The organism is Arthrobacter glycogeni (assembly GCF_054510815.1).
Window position 1 is genome coordinate 1 of sequence record NZ_JBTNDV010000021.1, and the last position, 19,043, is coordinate 19,043.

The following is a 19,043-nucleotide window of genomic DNA, read 5'->3' on the forward strand; positions in this document are numbered from 1 at the left end:
CAAAAACAACCACACAACACCACAAAATGGCATCATGCAGCCAAATTCAACCAATCAATAAAACAATCGGTATCAACAAACATGGCACACTATTGAGTTCTCAAACAACAGGCGCAATTCGAGGTTCTTGTAAATATACTTTCTATTTACATTTCCTCGCTGCGACTTATCTAAAGTTATTCCATCCGCATTCTCTTTGTCAAATCCGCGCTATTTCCGGATTTCGACAAACACAACCGAATGAGCCGACGAAAAGTTCAGGTGAGTCTGGCTTCTGTGCTGAGCACACGCCGGACTACCTGATGAAATTTCGAAGGGGGTGGTTGCCACTCAATGGCGGCAACTCAGAAAACATTACACGTGGATCCGGGTCCGCGCAAATCCCCTTGCGCGGCCCCCGATTCGCGCGGTCAGGCCGGTGACACATCGATTGTCGCCAGAGTGCGTTTGCCGCGGCGAAGCACCAGATACCGGCCGTGGAGCAGGGTGTCTGCAGTGACCACTGCGTCGGGATCCTGCACCTTGACGTTGTTCACGTAGGCGCCGCCCTCCCCCACCGTGCGCCGGGCCGCCGAGTTACTGGCGGACAGCCCACTGGTGACCAGCAGGTCAATAATCCCCAGTGAGTCCCTGGACACCCGTACTGTCGGCAGTTCGGCCATCGCAGCCGACAGCGTGGTGTTGTCCAGCCCGGATAGCTCACCATGCCCAAATAGGGCGGCCGACGCGGCAATCACCTTCTCGGTGGCGTCCACCCCGTGCACCAGGGAATTCACCTCGAATGCCAGGGCACGCTGAGCCTCACGCAGGTGCGGCCGCTCCTCGGCGGCTCGCCCGAGCTCGTCGATCTCCTGACGCGACTTGAACGTGAAAACCTTCAGCCGGCCCACCACGTCCGCGTCGGCAGTATTGAGCCAGAACTGGTAGAAGGCGTAGGGGCTGGTGAGCTCGGCGTCGATCCAGATGGCGTTGCCCTCGCTCTTGCCGAACTTTGTGCCGTCTGAGTTGGTGATCAGCGGGGTACCAATGGCGTGGACACTCTTCCCCTCGGCACGCCTGATCAAGTCGGTGCCGCTGGTCAGGTTGCCCCACTGATCGGATCCGCCGGTCTGGAGGGTGCAGCCGTAGCTGCGGTAGAGCTCAAGGAAGTCAAGGCCCTGAAGAATCTGGTAGCTGAACTCCGTGTAGCTGATGCCGGCGTCGGAATTCAGCCGGGCGCTGACGGCGTCTTTGGCCAGCATGGTGCCCACCCGGTAGTGCTTGCCGATCTCCCGCAGGAAGTCAATGGCACTCAGCGGCGCCGTCCAGTCCAGGTTGTTGACCATCCGGGCAGGATTGGCCCCGGTGAAGTCAAGGTATTTTTCCACCTGAGCCTTCAGCTTCTCGACCCACTCGGCAACGGTTTCGGGCGTATTGAGCGCACGCTCCGACGTGGGCCGCGGGTCACCGATCAGGCCGGTGGAACCCCCGACCAGCCCTAGCGCACGGTGGCCGGCGAGTTGCAGCCGGCGCATCGTCAGCAACTGCACCAGGTGTCCAAGATGCAAACTGGGAGCGGTGGGGTCGAAACCACAGTAGAAGGTCACCGGGTCGCCCGCGAGGGCTTCCTCGAGGGCCTTCTCGTCGGTGGAGACGTGGACCAGTCCGCGCCACTTCAGTTCTTGCCATACATTGGCGAAAGCCGGGTCGTTGCGCTGGCCGTTCAGGAGCTCGGCGGGGCCTGGGTCTGTGGGTTCTGTTTGCTGGGACACAGGCTCTAAATTATCAGTCCTCGATGCCTGCCGGTATTTCACCGGTGGCAATGAGTCGTAGGCGTTGGGTGGGCCGGGTCATGGACACGTACAGATCGCCCACCCTGATGGATCGAGGGTCGAGCATCTCTGCCGGTTCCAACACCACGACACCGTCGAATTCCAGGCCCTTGGCTTCCCGTGGACTGGTGACAACGATGTCCTGGCCCGTGCTGCCGGCACCGAAGCCAATCCGCGGCCCGTACGCTCCGGTCAGTGCTGCCCGCACCTCCGCCAGGAGTCGCTCGGGCGCGATGATGGCCAGTAGTCCCCCCTCCACAGCGTCGAGTTCTTCCGGCACAGCGGTCAGGAGCGCCGGAATCAGCTCAGGCACCCGGTCCACGATCGGGGCCCAGCGTCCCTCCCGGACTGCCTTGGGCGCCGACACCACCAGGCCAGCGGCGTTGGCCATCCGGGCGGCTGCCTCGGCGATCTGCGCGGGCGTGCGGTAGTTGACAGTCAGTTCTTCGAGTTGCCACCGCTCCCCCACGAAAGGTTCCAGCGCCTGCTGCCAGGAATTTGACCCCGCCGCTGAACTGGTCTGCGCGATGTCCCCCACAATGGTGAACGACTTCAGCGGGCAACGGCGCATCAGGACGCGCCACTGCATCGGTGAGAGTTCCTGCGCTTCATCGACCACGATGTGACCGAAGGCCCACGTCCTGTCGACCGAGGCGCGATCGGCTGCGCTCATTCTGGCCTCGGTCACCGCGTTGTGGTCTGCCAGGTCCTCAGCGGTAAGGACACCATCAACCCCTGAATCGGCGAGGGACTCGTTCACGTTCTCGAGAGTCCGCTCGGCGTTCGCCAAGTCGCGGCGGCGCTCCTGGTCCCTGACCGCCGTATCGCGCCCGGCTGACGGGTCGAGGTCACCGAGCAGCTCGGCGGCCTCATCCAGCAGGGCCACATCGGCTTCGGTCCACGGGGCACCGGCGGGCCGGGTGAGGTGCACAAGCTCAGCGTCGGTGAATCCTGGCGCGGCAGCGGCAAGGATGCCCGGTTTGGTCAGCAGTTCGGCGATGAACTTCTCAGGGGTGAGGGGCATCCAGGCGAGGTTCAGCGCTATCCGGACATCCCGCGAGCTGCGCACATCCTCCGCCAGATAGGACCGGTCGGCAGTGTTCCCCGCCCCCGACGACTCCTCGAGCTGCTCGGTGAGCTGCTCGGTCAATTCCCGCAGCAAGATCTTCACAAAGGTCACGCGGGCTTCGTTGTGGGGTTTCCCGGTGGCGCGGGCCCGGTCGCGGGCTTTGCGGACCTGCCGTGGGGACAGGGTCAACAGGGTGCCTTCGACGTTGAGTCGCTTGTCCTCGTGGGGGACCCGCTGGCGGTTCGCCAGGGCACGCCGCAGCACCTCGACCATGTCCAGGCGACCCTTGATCTCGGCGGCATCCTCGGTGGGCTCCTGCACTGCGGTGATGCCGGGCATCAGACTGCCGATGCTGGCCATCACCACACCGGTCTCGCCCAGGGACGGCAGCACCCGCTCTATGTATTTCATGAACGCGTTCGTCGGGCCCACGAGCAGGACGCCGGCCGACTTCAGCCGTTCCCGGTGCGTATAGAGGAGATAGGCGGCGCGGTGCAGCGCTACCGCGGTCTTGCCGGTTCCCGGTCCGCCCTGGACGACGACGACGCCCTGAAGGGGTGCGCGGATCACCCGGTCCTGCTCGGCCTGAATCGTGCCGACGATGTCAGACATCTGCCCGGTGCGCTTGGAATTGAGCGCAGCCAGCAGCGCTCCCTCGCCCTGCAGCGATTCGTCTTCGGTCAACAGCGCGGCGTCCAACACATCATCTTCAATGGCGAGGACGTTCCGCCGGGACAGAATCAGGTGCCGACGTCGTCGCACTCCCATCCGTTCGAAGGCGGTGGCCTGATAGAAGGTTCCTGCCTCAGGGGCACGCCAGTCGACCATGAGCTGCTGAAGGTCCTCGGTGGACAGCCCGATCCTGCCGATGTATCGCTCGTCGCCGTCGTCGAGGTCCAGCCGGCCAAACACGAGGCGATCGTCCACTGCGTTCAGCTGCGCCAACCGGTCCTCATACATGGTGGCAAAAGCATCGCGTTCAGAGCGGTTTTGATGTGACCCGGCCGACAGGGAACGGCGCACCTCGGCAAGTTGCCCCCGCTTTTCGTCGCGGAGCTCGTCAAGCCGCTGGTACAGCCCTGCCACATAGCCGCGCTCGTGCTCAAGCTCGGTGCGGGCCGTGGATGTGTGATGCATTATGCGTTTCCCTCTCGCCAAAGGCAGACCGTCAATTCTACAGTGCAGGTGACACTTTTGGCATGGTCAGCGAATCCTAGGAGGACGCCACAGCATGTACCCGGTGCTGCTGCACCCTCCGGCGTCCCTGCAGGGCCTGCAGTTCCAGGACCACAGCGCATCCAACGACGTCAGCACCGCAGGAGTCAAACAACGCTGTCGCTGCGGCGAGGGTCCCGCCCGTGGCCAGCACGTCGTCGAGTACGAGAACCCGGGTGCCGGGGGCGACGTCGTCCCGGTGGATTTCCAGCGAGGCTTCCCCATACTCAAGACTGTAGGACTCGGAGTGGACCGGGCGGGGTAGCTTGCCCGGCTTGCGGACCGCGATCACTCCCGTCCCGGTGGCGTACGCAACTGCCGCGGCGAGGAGGAATCCTCGGGCCTCGATGCCCGCCACCAGGTCGAATGTGCCGGCGAAGGGCTGCATCAGGTCGTCGACGACGGCGCGGAACGCGGCACCGTCTCCGAACACGGGCGTCAGATCGCGGAAGCTGATGCCGGGCCGGGGGAAGTCCTCAACCGTGAGGCACAGCCGGTCGATGTGGTCCTGGGCCGTGGTTGACACGATTGCTGACGGTGAGGCGGTTGGCCCTGAAACATCGGGCACTGAATTATTCACCCGTTAACTGTACGGGCTGTCCGGGGCTTGGCCGCGCGGTAGCGGGACACTGTGGGGTCGCCGGTGAGCCAGAACCGCCACCGGTAAGCCTCCCCTCCACCCGCCCCCGCCACTCCGACGCGGGGGCCGCTCGACACGCTGGCCGGATCTGCGGCGGTCTCCGGCAGCGTCAAGGCGAGTGGCCCACCGAACAGGTCGGTGCCGTCGAACCTCCTATTCAGGCCAAGGGCCTGAGCCAGCCGGGCGGGTCCGCGAGCCAGATCAAGCTCGACGCGGGGGAAGCCGCGACGTTCCCGGGCAGCGTTGTGGCCCTCGACAATTTCGCCGGCCCGTAGCAACAGCCCGGTGGCCTCCCCCGTCTGGCCGCAGACCACGTTGGCGCAGTAGTGCATGCCGTAGGTGAAGTACACGTAGAGGTGGCCCGCGTCGCCGAACATGGTCGCGTTCCGGGCGGTTTGCCCCCGGAAGGCGTGGGAGCCCGGATCGTCGGGGCCGAGGTACGCCTCCACCTCCGTGATGCGCACGGAAACGCGGTCGGTGCCGTCGTCGTGGGTGAGTCGGGCGCCCAGCAGGGTGTGTGCAACCACGGTGGCGGGCAGGGCCAGGCGGTTTCGGTCGGTCGTGGCATCCACAGCACAAGACCGTAGCAAACCCCCGGCCGGTTCACTCACCCTGATGTCCGATTCCCGCTAGCGGAGGGGTGCTGGAACCTGCAACGATGGGGAGATGGACTTCTGGCAGCAGTACCGGGCAATCGATTCCCGGGACGCCCGTTTCGACGGGCAGTTCGTCACAGCGGTGGCGACGACGAAAATCTATTGTCGTCCGTCCTGCCCGGCGCGGACACCGAAGCCCGCCAACGTCACCTTCTACCAGACCTCGGCCGCGGCTCACCAGGCTGGCTACCGGGCCTGCAAGCGTTGCCTCCCTGAAGCTGTGCCCGGCACCCCCGACTGGAATTTGCGTTCCGACGCCGCGGCGCGCGCGATGCGGTTGATCTCCGACGGCGAAGTGGACCGCACGGGTGTGACGGGTCTGGCCGCACGGCTCGGGTATTCAAGCCGCCAACTGAACAGGATCCTCCTCCAGGAACTCGGCGCCGGCCCGTTGGCTCTCGCTCGCGCAACCCGCGCGCAGACCGCCCGGTCCCTGCTGACCGCCACTGGAATGAGGTTCGCCGATATCGCCTTCGCTGCCGGGTTCAGCAGTGTCAGACAGTTCAACGACACAGTGCAGGAAGTGTTTGCCCTCACCCCGTCCGATCTTCGGGCACGCGCGACCATCCCCAGCAGCCATAACGCCGGTGACACCGGTGACGCTGGAACCGAACCGGGGACCACCCTGTCGCTGCTGCTGCCGCTGCGGGCGCCGTACGATCCCGGTATCTTCGATTTCCTGCGCTTGCGTGCCGTTGAGGGGGTGGAGTATGCCACGACCGAAACGTACGAACGGCTGCTTCAACTGCCCGACGGACAGGCGTGGTTCAGCGCGCGACTGGCGACGGCGTCCAGCGGCGTCCCGGCCCTCGCAGTCAAGGTGATGGTCGAAAAGCTGCCCGATCTTCCGGTGTTGCTATCCCGGATCCGTCGGCTGTTTGACCTCGACGCCGACCCGCTGGCGGTGGACGCTGTGCTGGGCGCCGACCCGCTGCTCGCCAGCAGAGTTCAGCTCATCCCGGGCATCCGGCTCCCCGGGGCAATTGACCCGCACGAGATCCTGCTGCGCGCCCTGATTGGCCAGCAGATCACCGTGAAAGCGGCCCGCACCGCCCTGCACCGGCTGGCGGTGCTGGGCAGCCCCTCAACACTGGCCCCCGCCGGAACGCCCTCCGGGCACCACGTCCACCGGCTGTTCCCGACTGCCGCGCAGGTCGCCGACGGCGGCGCCGGTCTCCTCAGGGGTCCAGCCCGGCGGGTCGACAGTGTGTTGCGGGTGAGCGCGGCGCTTGCCGACGGCAGCCTCCAGTTCGGGGTGCAGGACGATCTTGCCGATCTTGAGCGCAAACTCCTGCCGTTCCCGGGCATTGGACCGTGGACCGTCAGCTATGTGGCGATGCGCGTTCTGGGCGCCACCGACATCCACCTGGATAACGACGCCGCGGTCCGGAACGGCTGGGCGGCACTGGCCGGCCCCTCCTTAATAACCGATCCTCGCCGGGTCTCGGCCATCATGGAGCGCTTCAGCCCCTGGCGTTCCTACGCGACGATGCACCTCTGGCGCCTTGCCGGTACCCCCACCAACCCACCAGTGAAAGCGGTATCCCCTTGACCCTCACCCATCCCCCCGCCTGCAAGCAGACCACTGTCCACACCCCCGATGGGCCATTCACCATACTGGAACAGGACGGCGCGGTTCTTGCGTCGGGCTGGACCGTTGACCTTGGGGATCTCACCGGGCAAGTCCATCCGGCGCTCCGCCCCGCTGAAGCGCCGCGTCAGGTGGACCCTGCGGAACTTGGCCCCATTACCGCCGCCGTCACTGCCTATTACGACGGCGACGTCGGCGCCATCGACTCGGTGACCGTGCGGCAGGTCTCGGGTCCGTTCCGCAGTCACGCCTGGGACATGCTGCGGACTGTGCGACCCGGTCAGCCGGTGACCTACGCGCAATACGCGTCGCTGGCGGGAAACGCTGCCGCGGTGCGTGCCGCGGCGGGGGCTTGCGCCAGGAATGCTGCAGCGCTGTTCGTGCCGTGTCATCGGGTGATCCGCACCGACGGATCGCTAGGTGGTTTCCGCTGGGGTCTTGAGGTGAAGACCAGTCTCCTGGCCCGCGAAGCGACTCACTCGGCGGCGGTATTGGCCCGGTAGAAGTCTTCGAGGACCCGCAGTTTGCGGACGCTGATGTGAGGGGTGTCGCCGTCGAGATCCACCCCCACGGCATCGAGATGCGCATGCCACCGGGCCATGAGGGCCGCGGTTTCGGTGGGGTCCTCCACCACATGCCGGACGGTGAGGAGCGTGACGGAACCGGTGGCGGTAAAGTCCACTTCCGCCTGCTCGACGCGCGGCTGTTGGGTGGGATCGGCGGTCAGCGCGTCCTTGACTCTGGGCAGCCGTGCCTCGAAGCGCCGGTCAAAGTGGATCATGGTGATGCCATCGGCGATTTCGAGCTCGCCCATCGTGTGCGAAACCTGATATCTGGCGGCGTATTCCTTCCGCAGTGCCGCCCAGTCGGCACCGGGTCGGACGGTCCGCCCGGCGGCGACGTCGTCCAGTGCGTCGAGGATGAGCTGCCAGCCTGCTGCCCCCTCGGTGAGGAACTCTGTGGTCTCCGACCGGGCCTGGAACTGGAGGAGGGTGCCACCGGCGCAGTCGAGGACCCGCCATTCCAGCAGCGATTCGAGCCCCATGCTATCGTCCCAGGTGACCTGCAGACTCGTGGGTGGATTCAGTTGCAGGACGGTTCCGGTGGACAGGTCCCCGCTCATGTCCAGCGAATATTCCTTGCCCAGCACCCACCCCGGAGTAAGTTTACCGAGCCATTGGGACACCCGGGCGGGATCGGTGAGGAGGTTCCAGATGTAGGAGCGGGGGTAATCAAGCTGCCGGTCAAACGCGATCACATAGCCGTCGCTCAGCCGTTCAATTCGGCCTAACGGCTCGGCGCGATCTGAGATCGATTCGAGCTGCAACTCGCCGGTGAGTTGGGATTCCATGGCGCCTCCTACGACAGGCTGCTCCCAACCTACCCCAGAGGCCAGCCTTCCGGAAGGGTCCTTACCGGGGTGTCAACGCCGCAGGCCAGGACAGCAGCTCAGGCAGGTCGACGGTGTCTGCGGCTGCTGCCGCATCGGTCGCTTCCAGTCCCCCAACGGGTTCGCGGCCGGCCAACCAGGCAGCGATGTCCTGCAGGGCGCCGGTGACGACGACGGTGTGGGCAGCAGCGTCGTGGGCAGCGTCATCGTTGGCGGGTGCGGCGCCGTCGTTAGGGGTGCCCTGGATGGTGATGGGTTCCTCGCCGAGGGGCTGCAGCTTCAACACGGTACCCGCGGGAACCCGGGCGGCGAGGAAATCGATCAGATAGTGGCAGAAGCGGTCACTCCAGTCCCGCGAGGTGGTGCCGGCATCGAGGTCGGAGGCGTGGATGACCAGTTCCCGCCACAGGGCCAGGGCGCCGTCATACACCGTCCCGTCCCGGTAGGAGATTTTGGCTTCCCAATGGTCACGGGCATGCTCGAAAGCGCCGATGGCGTCGTCAACCGCCGCCACTAGCGCCTCCTTCTGCGTTAAGGGATCGCGTTGCGCCCTGGCTTCGATGGCCTGGACTCGGCCGTCGAAGCCGCCGTCGTACAGCTCGATCGTCTCCCCCTGGACGGCGTGTTCAACCTGCCGTTGCATGGCGCGCGAAATGCCCTCCGCGTGGGCCACCACATGAGCCCGCGACCAACCCGGCAACGCCGTCGGCCCGCCGAACGAGGCGTCGTCAAGGCCCTTGACCGTTGCCTTGAAGTCTTCGCCCGCGACGGCGAGACCGGCTGATACTTCGCGGATGAGATGTTCGATCATTGAGGGTCCTCTTCGTTGGGCCCCGCGAAGGGCGTGTGCTTCAGGTCCTTTTCTTGAGGGTACCCCGCGCTTCCGAGAGGAAGCTGGCCGCCGTGGTCAGCTCATCCCGCAACGCCTGCAATTGGCGTTCCACGGCGGCCGGGGCCGTGCCACCCTGCGAGTCGCGGCTGTTCAGCGAGCCCTCGACAGTGAGCACCTCCCGGACACCGGGGGTGAGGGAATCGGAAATGGACGCATAGTCGGCGTCGCTGAGGTCCCACAGTTCAACGCCGCGCCCCTCGGCCAGCCGGACTGCCGCGCCGGAGAGTTCGTGGGCTTCCCGGAACGGAATCCCCTGGCGAACCAGCCATTCGGCAATATCCGTGGCGAGGGCGAACCCCTGGGGTGCCAGGGACGCCATCCGCTCAGTGTTGAATGTCAGCGTGGCGATCATGCCCGAGACGGCCGGCAGGAGCACTTCCAGGGTGTCGGTCGCGTCGAAGACCGGTTCCTTGTCTTCCTGCAGGTCACGGTTATAGGCCAGCGGCAACCCTTTGAGGGTGGCCAGCAGCCCGGTGAGGTTACCGATCAGGCGGCCCGCTTTGCCGCGGGCCAGTTCGGCGACGTCGGGGTTCTTCTTCTGCGGCATGATCGATGACCCGGTGGAGTAGGAGTCGTGGAGGGTGACGAAGGAGAACTCCTTGGTGGCCCACAGGATCACCTCTTCACTGATCCGGGACAGATCAACCCCGATCATGGAGGCAATCCACGCGAACTCGGCGTAGACATCCCGTGCCGCGGTCCCGTCGATCGAGTTGTGAGTGGCGGAGGTGAAGCCCAGCTCCGCGGCGACCGCCTGCGGGTCGAGCCCCAGTGAGGAACCTGCCAGCGCGCCGGACCCATAAGGTGACACCGCGGCACGCTTGTCCCAGTCCTGCAACCGCTGCACATCGCGCAGCAGCGCCCAGGCGTGGGCGAGGAGGTGGTGGCTGAGCAGCACCGGCTGGGCATGCTGCAGGTGGGTGCGGCCCGGCATGGGAACCCGCAGGTGATCCTCGGCCTGCCGGACCAGCGCCTCGATGGTCGCCAGCACCCCGCTGGCGATGATCCGGGCGTGGTCCCGCAGATACATCCGGCCCAGGGTGGCCACCTGGTCGTTCCGGGACCGGCCGGCACGCAGCTTCCCGCCCAACTGCACGCCGGCTCGTTCGATCAGGCCGCGTTCCAGGGACCCATGCACGTCCTCATCCGATGCGGCAGGGATGTAGGCGCCGGACCGGACGTCGTCGTCGAGGGTGTCGAGGGCCGTGAGCATGCCGGTCAGCTCGCCGTCGTCGAGCAGACCGGCGCGGTGCAGCACCCGGGCATGGGCCCGGGATCCGGCGATGTCGTAGACCGCGAGGCGCCAGTCGAAGTGGGTCGATTTGCTCAGGGCGGCCAGCGCGTCGGCGGGTCCGCCGTCGAACCGGCCGCCCCACAGGGCTCCCTCGTTGGTGGTGGCTCCTGACACAGTTACTGACCCGCCCGCTCGTCGCGACCCGAGGCCACCTTGGACGACAGGCCGAAAATTTCGATGAAGCCGCGGGCCATCGACTGGTCGAAGGTGTCGCCGGTGTCGTAGGTGGCCAGGTTGAAGTCGTACAGGGCCGTCTCGGAGCGGCGGCCGGTCACGGTGGCGCGCCCGCCGTGCAGGTCCATCCTGATGTCGCCCGACACATACTTCTGGGTGTCCTCGATGAAGGTGTCGAGTGAACGCTTCAGTGGGGAGAACCACTGGCCGTCGTACACCAGTTCGGTCCAGCGCTGGCCGACGGTCTTCTTGAACCGGGCCTGCTCACGTTCGACGGTGACGTTTTCCAGTTCGCGGTGGGCGGCGATCAGGGCCATGGCGCCCGGTGCCTCATAGATTTCACGGCTCTTGATGCCGACCAGGCGGTCCTCGACGATGTCGATGCGTCCCACGCCCTGGGCTCCGGCGCGCCGGTTGAGCTGCTCGATGGCCTGCAGCGGGGTGACGGCGACGCCGTCGATGGCGACGGGGATTCCCTCACGGAAGGTGATGGTCACTTCGTCCGCTGCCGGGGAGAACTCCGGGGAATCCGTGTACTCGTAGACATCCTTGGTGGGACCGTTCCAGATGTCCTCGAGAAAACCGGTTTCCACTGCGCGGCCCCACACGTTCTGGTCGATCGAGAACGGGTTCTTCTTGGTGGTCTGGATCGGCAGGTTGTGTTCTTCGGCGAAGGCGATGGCCTTGTCCCGGGTCAGGGCGAGGTCACGCACGGGAGCGATGCAGCGCAGGTCTGGGCCGAGGGTCTGGATGCCCACCTCGAACCGCACCTGGTCGTTGCCCTTGCCGGTGCAGCCGTGGGCAACGGTGGTGGCGCCGAACTCGCGGGCCGCGGCGACCAGATGCTTCACGATCACCGGACGGGAGACGGCGGAGACCAGGGGGTAGGCGTCCATGTAGAGGGCGTTGGCCTTCAGCGCCGGCATGCAGTACTCGGTGGCGAATTCCTCGCGGGCGTCAGCAACGTAGGCTTCGACGGCGCCGCAGTCGAGGGCGCGCTGGCGGATCTCCTCCAGGGATTCGCCACCCTGTCCGACGTCGACGGCGACGGCGATGACCTCGGCGCCCGTCGCTTCCGCGATCCAGCCGATGGCCACTGAGGTGTCGAGTCCGCCCGAATAGGCGAGGACGATGCGTTCAGTCATGGGTTGTGCTCCTAGATTGTGGGGGTGTTGAGGGGCGTTGGGGGTGTGCTGTTCAGGACAGGGGCTTGTTCATGGGGTCTTGAGCGAACTGGCGGAAACGCGCGGCGACGTCCGGCCCACCCGCCGGGTCACGGGTCACCAGCATAATCGTGTCGTCGCCGGCGAGGCTGCCCAGGACCGAGGGCATCACCGAGTGGTCAATGGCGAGGGCAAGAAAATTGGCGGCCCCGGGCGGGGTGCGAAGCACCACCAGGTTGCCCGACGCCTCGGCGGTGACGAGCAACTCCGAACAGAGTCGCGCCAGCCGGGAGTCGAGACTTTCCTGGGTGACCCCGCTCTGCGGGGTCCGTCCGCCGCCCTCGGCGGGTACCGCGTAGACGAGCGTCCCTTCGCCCGCACGGACCCGGACGGCGCCGAGTTCCACCAGATCGCGGGAGAGGGTCGCCTGGGTGACGAGGACGCCGTCGTCGGCCAGGAGCGCCGCCAGCTCCGCCTGCGAGCGAACAGACTGACCCGTGAGGATGGCCCGGATCCTGGCCTGGCGGGCGGTTTTGGTGGTGGGCTGCAGTTGGGTCATCGCCGGTCCATCAGCCACACCATCAGGGCTTTCTGGGCGTGCAACCGGTTTTCGGCCTCATCCCAGACCACTGACTGCGGGCCGTCGATGACGTCGGCTGCGATCTCGTAGCCGCGGTAGGCGGGCAGGCAGTGGAGCACGACGGCGTCCGGTGCAGCCAGCGCCATCGCCGCCGCATCCACCCCGTAGCTGCTGAACAACTCATAGGTCGCGTCCTTGGCGCTGGCGCTGTCAGGTTCCTGGCCCATGGAAATCCAGGTGTCGGTCGCGACGACGTCGGCGCCGGTCAGTGCCGTGGCCGGGTCGGTGGTGACGAGCACCGACCCACCGGTTTCGGCGGCCCGGGCGGTAGCAGCGTCAACCACCGCCTGCTGAGGCAGATGCCCCTCGGGACCGGCGATCCGCACGTGCATCCCGGCTGTTACGCCGGCAAGCAGGTAGGAGTTGGCCATATTGTTGGCGGCATCGCCCAGATAAGCGAGGGTGAGCCCGGCCAGGGTGCCCTTGTGTTCGCGGATGGTCAGAAGGTCGGCGAGGAGCTGGCACGGGTGGTAGTCGTCGGAGAGCGCGTTGATCACGGGCACCTTCGACGCCGCGGCCATTTCTTCCAGCCCCGTCTGGGCGTAGGTGCGCCACACAATGGTGGAGACCATGCGTTCGAGCACCTTGGCCGTGTCGGTGATGGATTCCTTGTGGCCCAACTGCGAGTCCCCCGCGCCGATGATCAGCGGGACCCCGCCCAGATCGGCGATGCCGGTGGCGAAGGAGACCCGGGTGCGGGTAGAGGTCTTGTCGAAGATGACCGCGACGGTCTGACGCCCGGTGGTGGCCACTCCGTCCGGGTCGACGCCGGCGTAGGTGCTGCGCGAATAGGGGGCCCGCTTGAGCTCTGCGGCCAGGTCGAGGACTTCGGTCTGTTCAGCCTGTGTGAGGTCGGTGTCGATCAGGAAGTGGCGGGTCATGGGGTACGGTCCTTTGCGATGGCTATGATGCCGGGCAGCGCGGCGGTGAAGGTGGCAGCCTGGTCCCGGGTGAGGATCAGCGGCGGTGCCAGGCGCAGTGTATGCGGGGTGGGAGCGTTCACGATGAAGCCCCGGTGCAACGCTTCAGTCACTGCCTCGGCGGCGTAGTCGCCGTCCAGGTCGAAGCCGATCAGCAGCCCCTCACCGCGGACCTCCGTGACCTGGTCCACTGTGGCGAGCTCGGCGCGGAGCCACGCTCCGACGTCGTGCGCGTGGCCGAGCAGGTCGGTCGCCTCGATGGTGTGCAGGGTGGCGAGGGCCGCCGCCGTCGCCACGGGGTTGCCGCCGAAGGTGGTGCCATGCTGGCCGGGGGCGAAAAGGGAGGACACGGCGTCGCCGAACGTGACCAGCGCGCCAATGGGGAACCCGCCGCCGAGCCCTTTGGCGAGGGTCATGGCATCTGGCACGACGCCGCTGGGCTGGTGCGCGAACCAGGATCCGGTGCGGCCGATGCCGGTCTGGACCTCGTCAAGGATCAGCAGCGCGCCGGCCCGAGTGGTGACGTCACGGGCAGCCCGCAGGTATCCGGGCGGGAGCGGGCGGACGCCAGCCTCCCCCTGGATGGGTTCGATGACGACGGCGGCAACGGTGTCGTCGACGGCATTTACCAGGGCGTCGATGTCGCCGAATGGGAGATGTTCCACCCCGCCGGGCAGCGGTTCGAATGGTTCCCGGTACGCCTGCTTGGCGGTCAGCGCGAGGGCCCCCATGGTCCGGCCGTGGAAGGCACCAGCCAGGGCGAGAATCCGGTTCCGGGCAGGCTTCCCGTCTTCGGCGGGGGTGCTGTTGCGGCGGGCCAGCTTGAAGGCTGCCTCCACAGCTTCGGTCCCTGAGTTGGCGAAGAATACCTTCGACCCGGTGGGCGCCTGGGACAGCTGCAACAGTTTCTCGGCCAGGGCAATCTGGGTGGGACTGGTGAAGAAGTTCGAGACGTGGCCCAGAGTGGCAAGCTGGCTGGAAATCACCGAGCTGACGAACGGGTGGGCATGGCCCAGCGCGTTGACGGCGATGCCCCCGAGCAGGTCGAGATACTCGTTGCCGTCGGCATCCCAGACGGTGCAACCGTTACCGCGGACCAGCACCCGCTGCGGCGTGCCGAAGACGCCGAGCAGCGACGAGCTGTAGCGTGCGAGCCAGTCGGCTCCAGAGGCCTGCTCGTCGAGCACCCCGGCGAGCTGTTCTACATGATTGAGATCTGTGGGGTTCAGGTCCGTCATGATCCGTCCTTATCAGGTACTACCTGGGTGCCGATGCCAGCGGTGGTGAAGGTTTCCAGCAGCATGGAATGCGCCAGCCTGCCGTCGACGATGTGCGCCCGCTCCACTCCGCCGTCGACTGCTGCCAAACACGCGGTCATTTTGGGGATCATGCCGGATTCGAGGTGCGGCAGCATGGTGCGCAACTGACTGACAGTAAGCGAACTGATCAGCGAGGATGTGTCCGGCCAGTTGGCGTACAGCCCCTCAACATCAGTGAGGATCACCAGTTTGGACGCGTGCAGCGCCTGGGCGAGGGCTGCTGCGGCGGTGTCGGCGTTGACGTTGAGCACCTGGTTGGTGCCCTCGCCGTCGTCGTCGATCTCCGGGGCCACCGTGGAAATCACGGGGATCCGGCCGGCCTCGAGGATATCGAGGATCGCCGCCGGGTTGACGCCGACCACCTCGCCGACCAGGCCGAGATCCACCTCGACGCCGTCGACGACGGTGCCGGCGCGGGTGGCCTGCAGGAGGCCGCCGTCCTCACCGGAGAGTCCGACGGCGTAGGGGCCGTGGGAGTTGATGAGACCGACGAGCTCGCGGCCCACCTGCCCGGTAAGTACCATCCTGACCACGTCCATGGTTTCGGGGGTGGTGACCCGCAGGCCGCCCTTGAATTCGGACTCGATGCCGAGGCGGTGCAGCATAGAACTGATCTGCGGTCCGCCGCCGTGCACGACAACCGGGCGGATGCCTACATGGTGGAGGAAGACGATGTCCTCGGCGAAGGCCCGGCGCAGGTCCTCATTGACCATGGCGTTGCCGCCGTATTTGATGACCATGGTGGTGCCGGCGAACCGTTGGATCCACGGCAGCGCTTCGATCAGGGTCTCGGCCTTGTCCTGTGCGGCGATAACTGAGTTCATGATGTCCTTAGTGACGACTGGGCGGCAGGCACCCGCTACGACGAGTACGCCGAGTTTTCGTGCACGTAGTCGTGGGTGAGGTCGTTGGTCCAGATGGTCGCGGTCTCGGTTCCGGCGTTGAGATCGATCTCGACCGTGACCTCCCGCCCGGTAAGGTCGACCAGGTCCCGGGAGTCGCCGATGCCGCCGTTGCGGCAGATCTGTACGCCGTTCATCGTCACGTTGAGCTGGTCCGGTTCGAAGGCGGCGTCGGTGGTGCCCACGGCCGCGAGCACCCGGCCCCAGTTGGGGTCATTGCCGAAGATCGCGGTCTTGAAAAGGTTGGAGCGGGCGACGGACCGGCACACCGTTTCTGCGTCGTGTTCGCTGGCCGCGTTGACCGCGGTGATGGCGATGTCGTGGCTGGCGCCCTCGGCGTCCTTGATTAGCTGCTGGGCCAGCGTGTGGCAGACCCTGGTCAGCGCGTCAGCGAACTCCTGCGGGTCGGGGCTGACCCCGCTGGCACCCGAGGCGAGGAGCACCACCGTGTCGTTGGTGGACATGCACCCATCCGAATCGGTCCGGTCGAAGGTCACCCGGGTGGCCTCGTGCAGGGCGGTGTCGAGCTGTGCCGGGTCGACGACGGCGTCGGTGGTGAGGACCACCAGCATGGTCGCCAGCCCGGGGGCGAGCATTCCCGCACCCTTGGCCATGCCCCCGATGGAATATCCTTCGCTCGGCGCATCGGCCGAGGCCGGGTGGCGGGCCTCCTTGGACACCGAGTCGGTGGTCATGATCGCCTCGGCTGCCGCCTGTCCGCCCGCGGTGGACAGCTGCGCGACGGCATTGCTCACGCCCGGCAGCAGCTTGTCCATGGGGAGCTGCTCCCCGATCAGCCCGGTGGAGCAGACGAACACGTCGCCAGCAGAGATGCCCAGGGCGTCGGCGGCGTGTTCGGCGGTGGCGTGCGTGTTCTGGAAGCCCACGGCACCGGTGCAGGCGTTCGCTCCCCCTGAATTGAGGACCACGGCGTCCACCCTGCCGTCGGAGACCACCTGGCGGGACCACAGCACGGGTGCGGCTACCACCCGGTTGGTGGTGAACACTGCGGCGGCGTGGTGCAGCGGGCCGTCGTTGACGACCACTGCAACATCGGCGTTGCCAGACGCCTTGAGCCCGGCGGCTGTGCCTGCGGCCCGGAATCCGGCTGGCGCGGTAATGCTCATGGTGCTACTCCCTGCAGAATGAGCCCAGCGGTCTCGGGGAGACCGAGGGCAATGTTCATGGACTGGATAGCTCCGCCGGCGGTGCCCTTGGTGAGGTTGTCGATCACGCAGGTCACGATCACCCGGCCGGCGTGTCCGTCGTAGGCCAGCTGGAGGTTCGCGTAGTTGGAGCCGAGCACGGCCTTGGTAGCGGGCCACTGCCCCTCAGGCAGCACGGTGACGAAGGGTTCGTCGTCGTACGCTGCGGTCCAGGCGTCCCTGAGCTGTTCGGTGGTGGTGCCCGGCAGCACCTTGGCGGTGGCGGTGGTCAGGATGCCGCGGGACATCGGCGCGAGCGTGGGGGTGAACGACACCTGGACCTGCTTCCCCGCAGCCAGCGAGAGGCCCTGCTCAATTTCGGGGGTGTGCCGGTGGCCGCCGCCGACTCCATACGGACTCATCCCGCCCATCACCTCGGAGCCCAGCAGGTTGGCCTTGACCGCCTTGCCGGCGCCGGACGTACCGGAGGCAGCGACGATCACGACGTCGTCGGGCTGCAGCAGGCCAGCGGCGAACCCCGGAGCCAGGGCGAGGAGTGAGCTGGTGGGGTAACAGCCAGGGACGGCGATCCGACGGGCGCCGCGAAGTTTCTCCCGGTGGCCGGGCAGCTCGGGCAGGCCGTAGGGCCAGGTGCCGGCGTGCGGGGATCCGTAGAACTCCTCCCACGCGGCTGGGTCGGCGAGCCGGTGGTCGGCTCCGGCGTCGATCACCAGGGTGGTGGGAGGCAACTGGGCGGCGATCTCGGCGCTGGCTCCATGCGGGAGGGCGAGAATCACCACATCATGACCGGCGAGGTTGTCCACAGTGGTTTCCTCAATCAGGCGGTCGCTCAGGGCGTGCAGGTGGGGCTGCAGTTCACCGAGGCGCGAACCGGCGCTGCTGTGGGCGGTGATCGCGCCGATCGTCACCGAAGGATGGGACGCGAGCAGGCGCAACGCTTCACCACCGGCGTAGCCACTCGCACCGGATACCGCTACCGAAATAGTCATGACTCAACTCTACAACAGGAATATACAGACAGCCACATAACTATGCACTTGATCGCAACGCAGGTGTCATGACGTTCTAGCATGGGATCACAGCGCCAACGAAACAGCACCCCAACGAAGGAGACTCTCGATGCCCACAGCCATTGTTGTCCAGCAGGCCGGCGGACCCGGCGTATTGAAGATGGCTGAGGTCGATCAGCCCACGCCGGCTGGCTCCGGGCTGGTGGTGCGGGTGGCCGCGGCGGGCGTCAACTACATCGAGACCTACCAGCGTAGCGGCTATTACCCCGTCGGCTATCCGTTCACGCCGGGAGCCGAGGCCGCCGGGGAAGTGGTGGCGCTGGGCCCCGAGGCGTCGGGCTTCGCCGTCGGCGACCGGGTAGCGTTCGCCGAAGGAGTCGGCACCTACGCCCAGTACACGCTGGTGGAGGCCGATAAAGCCCTGCCGGTGCCGGACGGGGTCAGCCTTGAGACCGCGGCGGCACTCCCACTGCAGGGCATGACCGCGCACTATTTGATCAACACCACGTTCGCGGTGCAGGCGGGGCAGACGGTCCTGACGCATGCTGGGGCGGGCGGGGTGGGACTGCTGCTCATCCAGCTGCTCAAGGCCAAGGGTGCGCGGGTCATCACCACGGTGTCCACCAATGATAAGGAGGCGCTGGCCAGGGAGGCCGGCGCCGATGAGGTGTTGCGCTATGAGTGCTTCGATACCGCGGCGCGTGGGCTGACCGGCGGCGTCGGGGTGGATGTGGTGTACGACGGCGTGGGCCGGGCCACCTTCGACGGGTCACTGGCGTCGCTGCGGAAGCGGGGCACGCTGGTGCTGTTCGGCGCCGCGTCCGGGCCGGTACCGGCGTTCGACCCGCAGCGACTGGCTGCCGCCGGGTCCGTTCACCTGACTCGCCCGCGGCTGCCCGATTATCTGCTCAGCGTCGAAGAGCGGCGCTGGCGCTCCTCGGAGGTCTTCGCGGCGGTGGTGGACGGCACTTTGAAGGTCAGGATCGGGGCGACCTATCCGCTCGCGGCCGCAGCCCAGGCCCACACGGACCTCGAGGCGCGCCAAACCACCGGGAAAGTACTGCTCGTTCCCTAGACCCGTGCAGGTTTGCCCGGCTTCTCGGCTGGCCCGGGGGGTGGTGTTTCCCACCAAACACGGGGCTTTACCCTGGGGCGGAGGGACCTGGCAAAAAGGTAAGGACCTCCCCCCCA

The 19,043-nt window shown here is 66.5% G+C and carries 17 protein-coding genes; 3 read left to right on the top strand and 14 right to left on the bottom strand.

Translation table 11 applies throughout. From position 1 onward, the window contains the following. Positions 1-410: 410 nt before the first annotated feature. The 4 genes from tyrS to ACX80G_RS16675 all read right to left on the bottom strand — a co-directional run bounded on the left by tyrS (position 411) and on the right by ACX80G_RS16675 (position 5,307). Positions 411-1,751 (bottom strand): tyrosine--tRNA ligase, encoded by a 1,341-nt coding sequence (gene tyrS, locus ACX80G_RS16660; protein WP_459309105.1) that lies wholly within the window; start codon positions 1,749-1,751, stop codon positions 411-413. 13 nt (positions 1,752-1,764) lie between these two features. Then, entirely contained in the window at positions 1,765-4,017 is a 2,253-nt protein-coding gene (locus ACX80G_RS16665) for a HelD family protein (protein ID WP_459309107.1), read from the bottom strand. Between the two features lie 76 nt (positions 4,018-4,093). Further along, entirely contained in the window at positions 4,094-4,621 is a 528-nt protein-coding gene (locus ACX80G_RS16670; RefSeq protein WP_459309127.1) for an adenine phosphoribosyltransferase, read from the bottom strand. Positions 4,622-4,671: 50 nt separating this feature from the next. After that, entirely contained in the window at positions 4,672-5,307 is a 636-nt protein-coding gene (locus tag ACX80G_RS16675) for a DNA-3-methyladenine glycosylase (RefSeq protein WP_459309109.1), read from the bottom strand. Positions 5,308-5,401: 94 nt separating this feature from the next. Between ACX80G_RS16675 and ACX80G_RS16680 the strand changes: the two genes are divergently transcribed. Both ACX80G_RS16680 and ACX80G_RS16685 read left to right on the top strand, forming a co-directional pair. After that, positions 5,402-6,943: a DNA-3-methyladenine glycosylase 2 family protein gene (locus tag ACX80G_RS16680; protein ID WP_459309110.1), complete on the top strand. Its 1,542-nt coding sequence runs from the start codon at positions 5,402-5,404 to the stop codon at positions 6,941-6,943. Further along, entirely contained in the window at positions 6,940-7,485 is a 546-nt protein-coding gene (locus ACX80G_RS16685) for a methylated-DNA--[protein]-cysteine S-methyltransferase (RefSeq protein ID WP_459309111.1), read from the top strand. The genes ACX80G_RS16680 and ACX80G_RS16685 overlap by 4 nt, the downstream gene beginning before the upstream one ends. On the opposite strand, the gene ACX80G_RS16690 is transcribed toward ACX80G_RS16685, so the two are convergent. From ACX80G_RS16690 to argC, 10 genes are all read right to left on the bottom strand, one after another. Further along, positions 7,458-8,333, bottom strand: coding sequence for an SRPBCC domain-containing protein (locus ACX80G_RS16690; RefSeq protein ID WP_459309113.1), 876 nt, complete (start codon positions 8,331-8,333; stop codon positions 7,458-7,460). The genes ACX80G_RS16685 and ACX80G_RS16690 overlap by 28 nt on opposite strands. 61 nt (positions 8,334-8,394) lie before the next feature. After that, complete coding sequence (locus ACX80G_RS16695; RefSeq protein WP_459309114.1) at positions 8,395-9,183, bottom strand: maleylpyruvate isomerase family mycothiol-dependent enzyme; 789 nt, start codon at positions 9,181-9,183, stop codon at positions 8,395-8,397. A gap of 40 nt (positions 9,184-9,223) precedes the next feature. After that, positions 9,224-10,672, bottom strand: coding sequence for an argininosuccinate lyase (gene argH / locus ACX80G_RS16700; RefSeq protein WP_459309116.1), 1,449 nt, complete (start codon positions 10,670-10,672; stop codon positions 9,224-9,226). Positions 10,673-10,674: 2 nt separating this feature from the next. Continuing rightward, on the bottom strand, positions 10,675-11,877 hold the full coding sequence (locus tag ACX80G_RS16705; RefSeq protein WP_459309118.1) for an argininosuccinate synthase: 1,203 nt from the start codon (positions 11,875-11,877) through the stop codon (positions 10,675-10,677). Positions 11,878-11,929: 52 nt separating this feature from the next. Then, positions 11,930-12,454 (bottom strand): arginine repressor, encoded by a 525-nt coding sequence (locus tag ACX80G_RS16710; protein WP_459309120.1) that lies wholly within the window; start codon positions 12,452-12,454, stop codon positions 11,930-11,932. After that, a complete protein-coding gene (argF, locus tag ACX80G_RS16715) occupies positions 12,451-13,416 on the bottom strand; it encodes an ornithine carbamoyltransferase (protein ID WP_459309121.1) in 966 nt (321 codons plus the stop codon). The genes ACX80G_RS16710 and argF overlap by 4 nt, the downstream gene beginning before the upstream one ends. Next, positions 13,413-14,693, bottom strand: coding sequence for an acetylornithine transaminase (locus tag ACX80G_RS16720; protein WP_459309122.1), 1,281 nt, complete (start codon positions 14,691-14,693; stop codon positions 13,413-13,415). The genes argF and ACX80G_RS16720 overlap by 4 nt, the downstream gene beginning before the upstream one ends. Next, a complete protein-coding gene (gene argB / locus ACX80G_RS16725; RefSeq protein ID WP_459309123.1) occupies positions 14,690-15,598 on the bottom strand; it encodes an acetylglutamate kinase in 909 nt (302 codons plus the stop codon). The genes ACX80G_RS16720 and argB overlap by 4 nt, the downstream gene beginning before the upstream one ends. Positions 15,599-15,633: 35 nt before the next feature. Then, positions 15,634-16,803, bottom strand: coding sequence for a bifunctional glutamate N-acetyltransferase/amino-acid acetyltransferase ArgJ (argJ, locus tag ACX80G_RS16730; protein WP_459309124.1), 1,170 nt, complete (start codon positions 16,801-16,803; stop codon positions 15,634-15,636). Continuing rightward, entirely contained in the window at positions 16,800-17,831 is a 1,032-nt protein-coding gene (gene argC, locus ACX80G_RS16735; protein WP_459309125.1) for an N-acetyl-gamma-glutamyl-phosphate reductase, read from the bottom strand. Before argC ends, argJ begins: the two co-directional genes overlap by 4 nt. Positions 17,832-17,961: 130 nt before the next feature. On the opposite strand from argC, the gene ACX80G_RS16740 reads away from it, so the two are divergent. Next, on the top strand, positions 17,962-18,927 hold the full coding sequence (locus ACX80G_RS16740; RefSeq protein WP_459309126.1) for a quinone oxidoreductase family protein: 966 nt from the start codon (positions 17,962-17,964) through the stop codon (positions 18,925-18,927). Positions 18,928-19,043: the final 116 nt, after the last annotated feature.